This is a genomic window from Hymenobacter tenuis, from assembly GCF_054780495.1.
Map to the genome: position 1 here is coordinate 96,114 of NZ_BAAGWF010000003.1, position 13,680 is coordinate 109,793.

Genomic DNA, 13,680 nt, shown 5'->3' on the forward strand with positions numbered 1-13,680 from the left:
GCCTGTTAAAGCAGAAACCTTCTGCCCAAAATGCGTACAAAGTTTAGGCTCTCAGTAAGCAGAATGCGGGTATTGAGACGAGAAAAAACAATGTTAGGCTTTAGCTCTACAGCCAAGGGCAGCACTCGCAAACGTGTATCGCGAGCAGCCAGAAACAGCATTTCCAGATCGAATAGGTAGCGTTGGGTGGTAGTACGCAGGAAAAGCTGCCGACCGGCCTCATTAAAGCCCTTCAGACCGCACTGGGTATCATCTACGGGCAGGCGAAGGACATGCTTGGTAAGCTGACGCAATATCTGCGAGACGCGGCGCCTAGCCGGCGGAACTTGAGCGTAATAGGCCTCATTGCGCACCCCCACCACTATATCGGCGCCTGAGCTAAATAACAGCTGGCAAAGGGCACCCACGCTATGTTCCTGATACGGAAAATCGATGTCGGTGAAAACGCAGTATGGTTCCCGGGCCTGGGCTACACCAGTGCGGAGCGCATGGCCTTTGCCTTGGTTAACTGTGTAAGCCAAGTACGTAAACCGGTTCGGGAGGGCATGGTGCAGCAAATCCACATCGGCAGCACTTACTTGATGTTCGGCGCCATCATTCACCACATAAAGGTGAAGGGTAGCCGCTTTCGGTAAAAAATTCTGCAGCCGCTCCAGACTTGCCAGTACGTTTTCAGCCCAGTGGGGAGGTGGAGAATAACAAGGCAGAACAAGTGCTAATTGGGCAAGCGGCGCCGACACGGGAAATGACATAATAGCGGTAATCTGGCAAGAATGCTGGCCGAAAGGTAGCCAACCTCACGCATACCTATTCCCTAATGCTTGCCCAACGCTCACACTTGGCGCTAAGCAAAGAGGTAGTAATTCGATTAGCAGCTTGAAGGCTAGCGCGAGGGTAGAGGCGGAGGCTCCGGTAAATTGGAGTCGGAAACGATGTATAAGGGCCGTTGCCGAACATTAGCTGAAAGCCGCGCGATGTACTCCCCAATAATGCCTACCGCAATCAACTGCACACCGCCCAAAAACAAGATGCTCACCATCAGAGAGGGCCAGCCGGGTTGGTAATCTTTGGTTATAAACCGCGAATACAGCGTGTAGAGCATGACCAGGAATGCCACTCCCGATACCAAAAAGCCGCTTACGGTGGCTACTTTAAGGGGCAGGTCAGAAAACGCGGTAATACCATCGAGGGCCAGCTTAATCATTTTGCGGTAGGTGTAACCGGTTTCGCCGCCTACTCGCTCGGCCCGGTCATACTCCAGATACGTCTGGCGGTAGCCAATCCAGGAAATCTGCCCCCGGATAAACTTGTTCTGCTCAGGCATCCGGCGCAGGGCTTCCACCACCTTGTGCGAAATAACCCGAAAGTCGCCAGTATCCACCGGAATAGAGATATTCGTGATGCTCGATAGTATCCGGTAAAAAAGCTTGGCGGTGAGTAGCTTGGCCGCGCTTTCGCCTTGGCGCGAGCGGCGCTTGGCATATACTACTTCGTAGCCTTCTTGTAGCTTTCTGTAGAGCTGCGGTATCAGCTCTGGCGGATCCTGTAAATCTGCATCTATAATAGCCACTGCCTCACCACCCGCCCGATCAAGGCCGGCCGTTACCGCAATCTGGTGGCCGAAGTTGCGGCTAAAATCCAGGTACCGAACCTTTGGGTCACGCAGAGCTAGGGTCTGAATCAGGGCTAGTGACTGATCGCGGGAGCCGTCATTGATAAAAATGAACTCATAGCCGCCCGGTAGGTCCATAGGGTCGAGCACGCCGCGTAGTCGCTCATAGAGGGCCGCAATATTCGCTTCCTCGTTGTAGATGGGAATGATGACGGAAAGATCCACGGCTAGCTACTAGGTATAAGAGAGTGCAAAAGTGCTAATACCGCCGGAATTTAACGGCGAAGCCCCGGAAAGAATCAAGTCCGGCCAATTCTCAAATCGCTATATCTTTGCCCGTTCGTTAAGCATTAGTGAATGGTGATTGATAAAATAATGAGTCGCTCGTATCCGGAGCGGGTTTATCGATATAGTGCTCTTCTGTTATTTGCGTTACTGGCTAGCTATGCTTCAAGTACGCTCAGCATGACGTTCAAGTATAGTAAAACGGCTTTTCAGGCATAGCCTAGCTTTATTATCAGCTGCTGAGGTAAGATTGAGAGGACCTCATTTTCAAACCCAGGAAGCATCTGGTAGTCTGGTAGGCATGCCGAAGTTCCCCCAAACAGCTTACTTTTTACTACCTCCTATATGTGCATGAAGTATTTGTTCTCGGGACTCAGCTTGCTCGGATTGCTGGCTGGTTGCGGCCGCTCCTCCGATGTGTCACCGGTTGGCTCCGGGCGTGCGGAGTGGGTGCGACAGGATTTTGAGAATCTGTTCGGCTGGATTAATCCGGCTAATGCCGCCTCCTTGAGCACTGAGCGGGCGCATAGTGGCCGCTATTCTCTGAAAACCGGACCCGATGTGGAGTATAGCGTGGGGTTCAACGTCCTGATGGGAAAGCTCAGCGCTACCAAACCTCGGAAAATACACGTGGAAGCATGGGCGTGGGTTCCCAGCGAAAAAAGCACTACGGTGCTGGTAATCCAGATTGCCAACGCCACCAAAACGGTTATGTGGGAGGGAATAACTCTAAGTAGCAAGGTGTCCTCTTACAAAGAGTGGTCAAAAGTGGAGGCAGACGTAATGTTGAGCCCGGATATTACATACGAGGACGGCCTCAGCGTATACTTATGGCGGCAGAATGAAACCGAGCCAGTATATCTGGACGATTTGGTGATTTCAGAAGCCAAATAATCGGGCAGTTCGCCTAAAGTAGCTTGGCGTCCGTGGATGGGGTAGCTGGGGGTGAGTTTCCGCTGCAGGCGTATGTGGCGGCTTTGCTGGGAAAGCTAGCTATAGCAGGAGAGGAAGTTTTGCAAAAGATGGTTGGCTTCGGTCTGCGCCTCCCTATACTGAGTTAGCAGCCGCGAGCCGGGGAATACTCGATCAGCCCGCGTTTGTGGTACTGGAGCCTTCTTTGGCTAACCGGCACTGGTAGCAACAAGAGCAAGTACTAGGCTTCTGTTGCGCTCAGGCGCCTAGTAATCCGTATTTCAGAATGCAATAGATAGCCCTGAATCCATCGCGCCAGCCAATTTTCTTGCCTTCGGCGTAGGTGCGGCCGTAGTAGCTGATGCCAACTTCATAAATGCGCACTCCGGGCACTCGCGCTACTTTGGCCGTTACTTCCGGCTCGAACCCAAACCGCTTTTCTTCCAACCGTAAGCTCTGAATGATGTCGCGGCGGAAAAGTTTGTAGCACGTTTCCATATCGGTCAGGTTTAGGTCGGTGCACATATTCGACAGAAAGGTGAGGATGTTATTACCGATGCTGTGCCAGAAAAACAGGATCCGATGGGGGCTGCCGCCAATAAAGCGTGAGCCATACACTACATCAGCAAACCCCCGCAGCACAGGCGCAATCAATAGGTTATACTCCTGCGGGTCGTACTCCAGGTCGGCATCCTGAATGATAACGTAGTCGCCGGTGGCCTCCCGTATGCCGGTGTGCAGAGCCGCCCCCTTACCCTGGTTAACTGCATGACGAAGTAGTCGGAGGCCCAGCTCCGGGTAGCATGCTGCATAGGCTTCTATAGCCGCTACTGAGTTATCAGAGGAGCAGTCATCCACCAGAATAATTTCTTTGCTAATATCCTGTACCAGCTTCAACTCGCGCAGCAAATCCAAAATCTGATGGATCGTACGGCTTTCATTGTAAACTGGTATAACGATAGAAAGGGTAGCAAATGGTACCAAGGAGAGCAAGGTTAGGCATAGAAAACGGTCAAAGATAAACGCTCTGTCCGGGCTAGCGGCCACACCGCAGATATTCGGGAGTTGACGCAGTAAAGAGGGGTAGTAAAGCGCAAAGTCCCCAATATCGGACATGCTACTGCTCACCAAGGTGCGTAAGGAAATAAAACTCAGATATCGGAATTACGAAGAAGAGCCGGATAACAAGTCGAGAAACTACGTAAGCCCCATCGTACTAGGCCTGCTACTCAGGCAAACCCTACCTTCGTGGGCTCTTCCGGCCTAGTGCTGACGCCTGTTTCAAACTTCGCACCTTTCACAACTTCTGCAATGCCTGTTGCCCGCCCGTTTAACTTTCAGCAGTGGATTGATGAGCACCGCCACCTTCTGAAGCCGCCCGTCGGCAACCAGCAGGTTTTCAAGGATAACAAAGACTTTATTGTGATGGTGGTGGGCGGCCCCAATGCCCGCAAAGACTACCATGTGGATGAGGGCGAGGAGCTGTTTCTGCAGCTGGAAGGCGACATTGTGGTGAAAATCATCGAAGACGGCAAGCCCGTTGACATTGAGATAAAGGCCGGCAGCATGTTTCTGTTGCCTGGCGGCGTGCCCCATTCGCCGCGGCGGCCGGCGGGCTCCATAGGCCTGGTGCTGGAGCGCTACCGCACGGCCGGCGAGCTAGATGGCTTTCAGTGGTACTGCGAAAACTGCGGCAACAAGCTCTACGAGGAGTTTGCTGAAATCACGGACATCGTGGCGCAGTTGCCGCCCATCATGAATCGGTTCTGGCAGAATGAACACGAGCGTACGTGCCAGGTATGCGGCACCGTGATGCAACCGCCCGCACCCGTGGCACCAACGGAGTAAGGCTTCGGGCTGCTGGCTGTTGCCCTAAAAAAGCCGAAATGTCATGGTTTCAGGCTTAGAAGGGGCGTGGTATATTTGCTGCTGATGACCTTCCAACCCACCCTCGATTTCGCCCGCCAACTTGATGCGCAGGATCCGCTGCGCGACTTCCGCCAGCAGTTTCTGATTCCGCTTGGGCCCGATGGGCAGGAGTGTCTGTATTTCTGCGGTAACTCGCTGGGCCTGCAGCCCCGTACGGCCCGCGCCGCCGCCGAGCGGCAGTTTCAGAACTGGCAGGACCTAGCAGTAGAAGGTCATTTCAAAGGCGAAACGCCCTGGATGCATTACCATCGGCGCCTGCAGGATGCCACGGCCCACATTGTAGGAGCCAAGCCGATTGAGGTAGTGGTTATGAATAACCTCACTACCAACCTGCACCTGCTGCTGATTTCCTTTTATCAGCCCACGGCTTCCCGCAACAAAATTCTGATGGAAGGTGGGGCTTTCCCTTCCGACCAATACGCCATCGAAAGCCAGGTGCGCATGCGTGGCCTAGAGCCCGATGAGGTGATTGTGGAGCTAGTGCCCCGCCCCGGCGAGCATACCCTGCGCACCGAGGATATTGTGGCTACCATTGCCGAACACGGCGATTCGCTGGCCACGGTGCTGCTAGGGGGTATTAATTACTATACCGGGCAGGTGTACGATATGGCCGCTATCACGCGCGCCGGCCACGCGGCTGGGGCCATGGTGGGCTTTGATCTGGCCCACGCGGCCGGCAACATTCCGCTGCACCTGCACGACTGGGATGTGGATTTTGCCTGCTGGTGCTCGTATAAGTATCTCAACTCGGGACCGGGTGGCGTGTCGGGCGCGTTTGTGCACGAGCGGTTTGCCGACCGCCCGGACCTAGTGCGCCTGGCCGGCTGGTGGGGCTACGATGATGAGGAGCGCTTTAAGATGAAGAAGGGCTTTAAGCCCATGCGTGGTGCGGCAGGCTGGCAGCTTTCCAATGGCGCCATCCTGACCATGGCAGTGCACGAAGCGGCGCTGGCCATTCATGAGGAGGCGGGTGGCATGGCCGCCTTGCGCCAAAAAAGTGAGCTGCTGACCGGTTACCTGGAGTTCCTGATTACCCGCCTAGATCTGCCCAAAACCCGCCTCGAAATCATAACCCCCCAAGACCCCGCCCAGCGCGGCTGCCAGCTCTCTTTGCTGGTGCACCAAAACGGCCGCAACCTGTTTGAGCACCTGATGGCCGTTGGTGTTATCGGCGACTGGCGCGAGCCTAACGTGATTCGGCTGGCTCCGGTGCCGCTCTACAATACGTTTGAGGATGTGTTCCGGGTGGGCGAGGTGCTGGCCCAGTGGGCGGCCCGAGTGTAAGTAGCAACCAAAGGGAAGGACCTTTTCCACCCTGGGCTGTTGTTCTGCGTACTGAAGGAAGGCTACGGCCTTATTTGATTTGACTTTGCTTACCTGATTATCATGGCCGAAGATTACGCGGAGAAAATGGCCCGCAAAACTGACGCCGAGCTGCGCCTGTATGTTCTCAACCGCTCAGAGTATCGGGAAGAAGCCGTTTTGGCGGCTCTCGATGAGCTAGAGCGGCGCCAGGTGCTGGTTGCTGACCTCGATGCGGCGGCTATCAGGGCGGAGCTGCGACCCATTGTGGCACAGCAGCAGGCAGTTGCTGCGCAACAGAAAGCAAGAGTAATAGCCGCGGAGGAAGAAGCTACGACGCCCGCTCCGCGCCTGTATTCGCCCGTGACCATCACGCTGTTTTCGGTGTTCTTTTCCATGCTGGCTGGTGGGGCATTACTGGCGCTCAACTTCCGTACACTGCACCGGAAAGGGGCTATTTGGCGGCTGGTGCTGTTCATTATCGGGTATCTGGTGGTGCTGGCCTTGTGCCTAGGCCCACTGCTGAAAGCTGGGCTGGGTATAGTGCTGCTTTTTGCCGAGCTGCCCGCCATTATTGCCTATAACCTGTGGTTCTGGCCCCGGTATGTGGGTGTACATCAATTTCAGAGCCGCAGCTGGCTGCTTCCCTTCCTGATTTGCACCGTTCTGCGGTTAGGGCTTTGGATGTTGCTGGCTCCACTCATTCAGAAGCAGCTGGAAGCCATGGGCTTGCCTAGCTAGTCGCTCGCCTAGGCCCTGGTGCGCGTCAAACCGCATTAGCCGCCAGCCCCATGCCTGCTACTCGTTGTCTTTCTCGTTATGCCGCTTCTGCCGCTCTTGCTTCCGGATGCTGACCTAGCGCTGGATACTGAGTTTATGGCCCCTGCACAGGCCGCTGCCTTGCTCGCGGAGCTCACCCGAGATATTCACTGGCAGCAGCAACCCATCAAACTATTCGGGCGTGATGTACTGCAGCCCCGCCTGACTGCGTGGTATGGTGATGCCGACGCCCGCTACCGGTACTCGGGCTTGCAACTGGAGCCGCAGCCCTGGACGCCCGCGCTGTTGCAGCTGCGAGAGCAAGTGGAGCTAGCGGCCGGTACTGGGTTTAACAGTGTGCTACTCAACCTCTACCGCACCGGCCAAGACAGTATGGGCTGGCACGCTGACAACGAGCCCGAACTGGGCCCAGCCCCCGTTATTGCTTCCGTAACGTTGGGCGCTACCCGCACCTTTCGCCTCAAACCCCGCGACGTGCATCGTACCCCCCACGCGCCCGTAAGCCTGAGCCTGACCAGCGGCAGCCTGCTTCTGATGCGCGGCACCACCCAACAGCACTGGCTGCATGCCCTGCCCAAAACTGCTCGCCCGGTAGCTCCGCGCCTCAACCTCACGTTCCGCCAGATACTAGGACGCTAGGGGAGTTGCAAGGCCAAAGCCCAACAAAAGGCCTCATCAGAAAAAGCAACCGCTCTTCCTGATGAGGCCTTTTGCAAACCTGGCTTGGCGTCCGGAGTACTAGGTCTTACTTCACGTCTAACCGCACGCCGAGGTAGGCAAGGCGTCCAATCTGCGGGCCACCAAATACCTGCACATTGTTGGCATTGAAGGCATTGGAAATACCAGCCTGGAACGTGCTGCCCAGCTTCGGAACAGCATAGCCGAAATACGCATCGGTAGTGCTGTAGTCGCGCACGTTGCCCGTGGCAAAGGGCATTTCCTGCAAGTGGCCCTGCACCCAGCGGTAGTTCACAGAGTAGCTGAAGTTCTGGATTTGGCCAGTGGCCCCCACGTTGTATTTGTGCTTCGGGGTGTTGAAGAAGGTCTGGAAGTCTGCGGGCAGGTTGCTGCGGTCCAGTACATTCAGCGAGTAGTTGCCCGTCAGGTTAAAGGCCCGGTTGAAGTAGTACGTCAGGCTGCCAGTAACACCCTGCGTGCGCACCTGCTGATTGTTGTTGTAATAGGCGTACAGCACGCGAGTCGGCTGGCTTTGGTCGGCGTAGGCTCCGCTGTAGCCAGCCGCCAACTGCTGGGGCGTGGGGCGCGATCCATCGGTGTTACCCACAAAGGTTTGAGCGCCTATGAAGTCGTTGTACTGACTGCGGAAATAGCTGATGTCGGCGTAGAGGTTGCTGACGATGGCACCTTTGTAGCCGATTTCAGCGGTATTTACTTGCTCCAGCTTGAGGGGGCTGATGGTGTACTCGTAGGGCTGCAGTACGGCGGGGTTGCTTTGCGCGGCTGCCAGCAGCTGCGGCGAGCTAAACAGGGACACGTTATACCCCCGGAATCCGTTCCCAACGTTGCCTATCAGCACACCGGTGCGGATATCGTTGTAGAAGTATTGTTCTGTTTGCGAAGGCGAGCGGAACGCGCGGCCATAGCTGGCGCGGAAGTTATGCTGCTTGTTTCCGCCAAGCGAGTACACGGCGGAAACGCGGGGCGAGAAGGCCGGCTTGAAGTTTTTGAAGTCGTCCACGCGGCCGGCAAAGGCCAGCTTCAGGCGGTCTTCTAGCAGGGGTTGGGTTAGCTGGCCGTAGGCTCCGTACTCGTAATTGCGAATGCGCTTCCCATTCTGGTCAGAGAAAAGCAACCCGTCAGATCCCAGCCGATATTCGCGGTAGGCAGCGCCAACCGTCAGGTCGGGTCCAGCCTCCAACAAACGGAAGGTGCGCTGGCCGCTGATATCGTGCAGGAAAGAGCTGAAGTACTGTTGGGCCCCGCGGCCCGGCTGCCGGTCATTCGTGATTTTCTCGCGCAGGGCAACAAAGCGAGGGTCAGAAGAGCGCAGTTGGGTAGAATTGGCCACGCCTTGGGCAGTAGCAAGGGCCTGATCTATCGTTTGGCCGGCCCGGCGAGCCTGGGTGTACACCGCATTGTAGGTGCCATAAAACTGCTGGGCGTAGCTAGTGTTGCCGCCTTCCGTGGTCGGCGCTTCTTGTATCAAGGTGCCCAACTGGTTCAGCTCATATGAGTTGCCGGTAAAGTCTTTGGTTGAGTAGAGACGCAGAAAGCCTTTGCTGCTCTTGAGCTCTGCCCGATACTGGTCAGTGCCCAATCCTTTCACTCGGAAACGGCTGATGTTCTGGTAGGTAGCAGTTCCTTCGGCGTGCTTGGCTTCTACGGTTAGCTTCAGGTCATCGCGCAGCAAGTACGACACCGCGCCCTGTACCCGATACGAAGACGTACGGTTGTCGTCGGCAATCAGCTCCTGCTCCGTGAAGCCGGGCAGGTACGCCGTGCGGTTTACTAGCTCGGGGTTTGTGCCTTGGCCAGGAGCAAACGTGTAGCCGTACTCACCATACCGGTTTACGGCGTTGTAACCGAGCGTGGAGCCAGCTGGGTTAGCCGAGCTGCGCGTGGCGTTCATGTCGTCAGCAATCCAATCGTTGGCCCGGAAGGCGCTGGCGTTGAGCTTAATGGCCAACTTTTCGGTGAGCTTTTTGGCGTAGCGGAGCTGCCCGTCCAGCAGGTTTCGCTCTCCGCCGCGCAGGCGCATGCTCAGGCCTTCATACACGAAGGGGTCTTTGGAGTTGAACAGGATAACCCCGCTCAAGGCATTAGAGCCGTACAGTGCCGAAGCAGGACCATGAATGATTTCAATGCTCTCCATGTCAAGCTCCGGAATACCCACCAGGTTGCCGGGGCTCAGGTTAAGCGAGGGCAGTTGGGTATCCATGTAGTCGACGAGCTGAATAACCCGCTCCGACTTTGCGGTATTAAAGCCCCTAGTACTTACGCTGGTAAAGAGCATAGACGCCGAGCTAACGTCTAGGCCCTTGATCTGGCCAAGCCCGCTGAGAATCTCAGGGGTAGCAATTTTTTCAATCTGGTTGGTTGAAAGCTTATCGACAGTTACGGGAGCCCGCAGAATGTTTTCTTCGATGCGGGAAGCCGATACGATGGTTTCGTTGAGAAGGGTAGCGCTAGGGGTAAGGCCGATGGTAAGTGTTAGCTCAGGGGCCTCCAAAACAACCTCGCGACTATCGAAACCTACGTAAGAAAAAACCAGCGTAACTGGGCCATTGTCAAAATTGGCGTTCAGGCTGAACTTACCGTATTGATTGGTGCTGGTACCAACAAAGCTGCCTTTAATGAAAACAGTGGCGCCAGGCAGAGGCTCTCCTTTTTCGGTCAGAACTTGTCCGGCCAAGGTGCGTTCCGCCGGATCAGGTAAGGTAAAGGAGGTAGTAGCAAGCAGATTGCCAGTGGTTGCTGCGGTAGCAGCTACAAGATTTGGGAGCAGCAAAGCCGCCAAAACAGGCGGGTACAAGTGTTTCATTATGGTGTGCCTTATGCAGAATCAGAACTAAGGCAAACCTACTGACCTGTTGAGCGCCTCTTATTTTATTTGGCTGAACGGCCACCCCTGCTATGCCAACAACACCTATTGCTTGCGCAACGAAACCAGGATTTAGGCCTAATCACGCTTTCCCGTTCTGACAAAAAATGTCAATACTGCTTCTTCCGGAGGCAATAGAGTAGAACAGACGGGTTTCAAAATGGGAATAGTGTAAAACAAAACGGACGCCCCCTTGCCAGGAGGCGTCCGTTTACTACCTAGTATTACCTAGTGATTACTTCACATCCAGCTGTAAACCCAGGTAGATGAGGCGACCGATCTGGGGGCCACCGTACACCTGCGTGTTGTTGGAGTTGAAAAGGTTGGAAGCGCCGGCTTGCACCGTAGCCCCTACCTTCGGAAGCGTGTAGCCTAGGTACGCATCTACCGAGCTATAGTCGGCCAGTTGGCCTACTGCGAAGGGAGTACCGTATTCGTGGCCTTTGGCCCAGCGGTAGTTAAGCGCGTAGCTCAGGTGGTCGATAACCGTACCATTGACGCCTACATTATACTTGTGCTTCGGCGTGTTGAAGTACGTCTGGAACTCGGCATCCTGCACATCGCTGCGGTCTTGCACGTTCAGCGAGTAGTTGGCTGCAAAGTTAAGCGCAGATGCTACGGCATACGTCAGGCCAACGCCGGCACCCTGGGTGCGAACTTCTTGGTCGGCGTTGGTCCATACCTGCAGTACCCGACCGGCCGCAATGCTAGCTGGGCGGCTGCCATCGGCATTGCCAATAAAGCGCTGGGCACCAATAAAGTCGTTGTAGTAGTTGCGGTAGTAGTTCACGTCCACGGCCAGCTTATCGCCGAGCGCGCCTTTGTAGCCTACTTCCACGCTGCTGAGGCGCTCAAGCTTCAGGGCCGCGACCGAGATGTTCTGGCCATTGGTCAGGCTGTAGCCCTGGTAACCATTGTCAACGTTGCCTAGCAGCAATACCTGGCCCACATCAAGCTTGATGTACTGGTCGAGTTGGGTAGGGGAGCGGAAGGCGCGGCCGTAGCTGGCGCGGAAGTTATGCTGGCGCTTGTCGCCGGCAGAATATACGGCGGATGCGCGGGGCGAGAAGGACGGATCGAAGTTCTTGAAGTCGTCGATACGGCCAGCCAAAGCCAGCTTCAGACGGTCTTCGAGCAGCTTGTGCGTTAGCTGGGCATAGCCACCTAGCTCGTGGTTCTGAATACGGCCTTCGTTGTCAGAGAACAGGTTGCCGTTGGAACCCAAGCGGAACTTCCGGTAAGCAGCACCCACAATCAGGTCCGTTGACTCTCCGAATTTGAAGTTGTACTGGGCGTTGCCTTCATTCAGCAAGGAGCTGGGGTTCAGGCGGGCACCACGGCCGGGAGTAGCATCGCGAATAATCTGGTTACGCAGGTTGCTGAACTCGGCGCTGTTAGGATTAAGCTGCAGCGGATCAGCGGCGGACTGGGCCGTTAGCTGGGCCTGCGCATCTGTCTGGCCGGCCTGGCGGGCACCTACATACGTGTTTACGTACGTGCCGAAGTAGCGCTGGGCGTAGGTAGTACCGGTACCGCTGGTAGAAATAGGCGAGTTCTGAATGAACGCCCCCAGGAAGCTCAGGTCATAGGTGTTGCCGCCAAAGTCCTGGATAGACTGGCCGCGCAAAAACCACCGCTCACCTTTGATTTCGCCGTGGTACTGGTTGGTACCAAAGTCTTTGAAGCGGTAGCGGCTAGTGCTCTGGTAGCTAGCAGAGCCCCGGTTGTAGTTAAACCCAACCGTCATTTTTACGCTATTCGTGAGCAGGTACGAAAGCGAAGGGTGGATTTTCACCGACTTGGCTTTGTCATCGTTGCCAACTAGCGTTTTCTCATCGAAGCCGGGCATGAAAACCGTCTTTCCCCGTACTTCAGGGAACGGGAAGGCACCAGAGAACGTGTAGCCGCCCACATCACCATAGCGGTTCACGGCATCGTAGCCCAAAGTAGAGCCTACGGTGTTGTTGTTGCGCTGCACCTGGGTGCTGGTTGCCGTGTAGTTATTGGCCAGCCAGTCGTTAGCCGTGAGGTAGGCACCCGTGATTTTGAACGCGAATTTCTCGCCAAACTTTTGGGCGTAGCGTACTTGTCCATCGAAGAAGCTCCGCTCACCGCCGCGCACACGCAGGCTCAGGCCTTCGCTTACGAAGGGGTCTTTGGAGTTTTGCAGCAGTACGCCGTTGAAGGCGTTGGCACCATACAGCGCCGAAGCCGGGCCATGAATGATTTCAATGCTTTCGATGTCCAGCTCAGGCAGGCCCGTGAGGTTACCGGCGTTGATGTTCAGAGAAGGCGACTGCGTATCAAAGTAGTCCGTGAGCTGAATCAGGCGCTCCGACTTTGCGGAGTTGAAGCCCCTAGTGCTCAGGGAGTTCATGAGCATGCTGGTGCTGTTCACGTCGATGCCCTTGAACTGGTTCAGGCCCACCTGTACATCGGGGGGAGGGAGGCGTGAAACCTGCTGCGAGGTAATTTTTTCCACCGTTACCGGTGCCTGCAGAATGCCTTCTTCTACGCGCGATGCCGAGGCAATTACCTCGTTGGTTTGCGTCAGGTTAAGCTTGAGCTGCACCTTCACGGTGTTGTCGGGCTGGCTCAGGGTTACGTCGCGGCTCTCGTAGCCCACAAAAGAGATGGACAGCACCACGGGGCCTTCAGTGAAGTCAGCACGCAGGCTAAACTTACCGTCTCGGTCAGTGCTAGTACCAATGAAGGTGCCCCGGATAAAAATGGTGGCACCCGGTAGTGGTTCACCGGTAGCTGTTTCTACAGCTCCCGCCACAATTCCCACGTTCTGGGCCCAGCCGGTAACGGCCTGGCTCAGCAGAAATACCAAGAAAAAAAATAGAAAACGGTAATGTTTCCTCATACTAGAAAACTGCAAAAAATTAAAAATACCCCAACATGTCAGGAAAGGGGCTGCAAAGGTAGGTCAAGCGGGCTGATTACGCAACTGATAAGCAACTGATAGCCACTTGCTTATTGGGTGCGAAAAATGGTATTTAGAAGAGACGCAAATCATGCTAAAACGTAAGCTCCGCCGTAGGTTATAACCTGCTCAGGCTTAGTAGCGGAGGTCAGAGGGCCCATACAGATACAGGCAATCAGCCTCTCCCACTACATAGGGGCCACATTGCAGTGTGCTAGGCAGCGTGGCTGCGGCGGAGCGTAGTTGGCTGAACCGAGGGCCAGGCACAGTGCTGCCCATACCAGTTGGCCGATAGGATATGTGGGAGGTTGGAGTAAAACGGATAGGTAGTGCCTTGCGCCGCCGATGACGATGCTGTTGGCGGGAGGC

The 13,680-nt window shown here is 55.5% G+C and carries 10 protein-coding genes; 5 read left to right on the top strand and 5 right to left on the bottom strand.

The features are described 5' to 3' along the window. Positions 1-5: 5 nt before the first annotated feature. Together ACYVGU_RS11925 and ACYVGU_RS11930 are read right to left on the bottom strand one after the other, a co-directional pair. Positions 6-752: a glycosyltransferase family 2 protein gene (locus ACYVGU_RS11925; RefSeq protein WP_460622281.1), complete on the bottom strand. Its 747-nt coding sequence runs from the start codon at positions 750-752 to the stop codon at positions 6-8. A gap of 131 nt (positions 753-883) precedes the next feature. Beyond that, positions 884-1,837 carry a glycosyltransferase family 2 protein gene (locus ACYVGU_RS11930; RefSeq protein ID WP_460622282.1) on the bottom strand — a complete coding sequence of 318 codons (954 nt, stop codon included), beginning with the start codon at positions 1,835-1,837 and terminating at the stop codon, positions 884-886. A gap of 411 nt (positions 1,838-2,248) precedes the next feature. Between ACYVGU_RS11930 and ACYVGU_RS11935 the strand changes: the two genes are divergently transcribed. Next, entirely contained in the window at positions 2,249-2,791 is a 543-nt protein-coding gene (locus ACYVGU_RS11935; RefSeq protein WP_460622283.1) for a hypothetical protein, read from the top strand. A gap of 276 nt (positions 2,792-3,067) precedes the next feature. Here the strand turns inward: ACYVGU_RS11935 and ACYVGU_RS11940 are convergent, their stop codons facing one another. Beyond that, on the bottom strand, positions 3,068-3,793 hold the full coding sequence (locus ACYVGU_RS11940; RefSeq protein ID WP_460622505.1) for a glycosyltransferase family 2 protein: 726 nt from the start codon (positions 3,791-3,793) through the stop codon (positions 3,068-3,070). Between the two features lie 327 nt (positions 3,794-4,120). On the opposite strand from ACYVGU_RS11940, the gene ACYVGU_RS11945 reads away from it, so the two are divergent. The 4 genes from ACYVGU_RS11945 to ACYVGU_RS11960 all read left to right on the top strand — a co-directional run bounded on the left by ACYVGU_RS11945 (position 4,121) and on the right by ACYVGU_RS11960 (position 7,459). Then, the gene (locus ACYVGU_RS11945) at positions 4,121-4,657 is read left to right on the top strand and encodes a 3-hydroxyanthranilate 3,4-dioxygenase (RefSeq protein WP_460622284.1); all 537 of its coding nucleotides are present in this window, start codon (positions 4,121-4,123) and stop codon (positions 4,655-4,657) included. Positions 4,658-4,741: 84 nt separating this feature from the next. Continuing rightward, positions 4,742-6,022 carry a kynureninase gene (kynU, locus tag ACYVGU_RS11950; protein WP_460622285.1) on the top strand — a complete coding sequence of 427 codons (1,281 nt, stop codon included), beginning with the start codon at positions 4,742-4,744 and terminating at the stop codon, positions 6,020-6,022. Positions 6,023-6,124: 102 nt separating this feature from the next. After that, positions 6,125-6,781: a hypothetical protein gene (locus ACYVGU_RS11955; RefSeq protein WP_460622286.1), complete on the top strand. Its 657-nt coding sequence runs from the start codon at positions 6,125-6,127 to the stop codon at positions 6,779-6,781. Positions 6,782-6,859: 78 nt separating this feature from the next. Beyond that, positions 6,860-7,459, top strand: coding sequence for an alpha-ketoglutarate-dependent dioxygenase AlkB family protein (locus ACYVGU_RS11960; RefSeq protein ID WP_460622287.1), 600 nt, complete (start codon positions 6,860-6,862; stop codon positions 7,457-7,459). Positions 7,460-7,565: 106 nt separating this feature from the next. On the opposite strand, the gene ACYVGU_RS11965 is transcribed toward ACYVGU_RS11960, so the two are convergent. Then, positions 7,566-10,322 (bottom strand): TonB-dependent receptor, encoded by a 2,757-nt coding sequence (locus ACYVGU_RS11965; protein ID WP_460622288.1) that lies wholly within the window; start codon positions 10,320-10,322, stop codon positions 7,566-7,568. A gap of 295 nt (positions 10,323-10,617) precedes the next feature. Continuing rightward, the gene (locus ACYVGU_RS11970; protein ID WP_460622290.1) at positions 10,618-13,251 is read right to left on the bottom strand and encodes a TonB-dependent receptor; all 2,634 of its coding nucleotides are present in this window, start codon (positions 13,249-13,251) and stop codon (positions 10,618-10,620) included. Positions 13,252-13,680 lie beyond the last annotated feature (429 nt).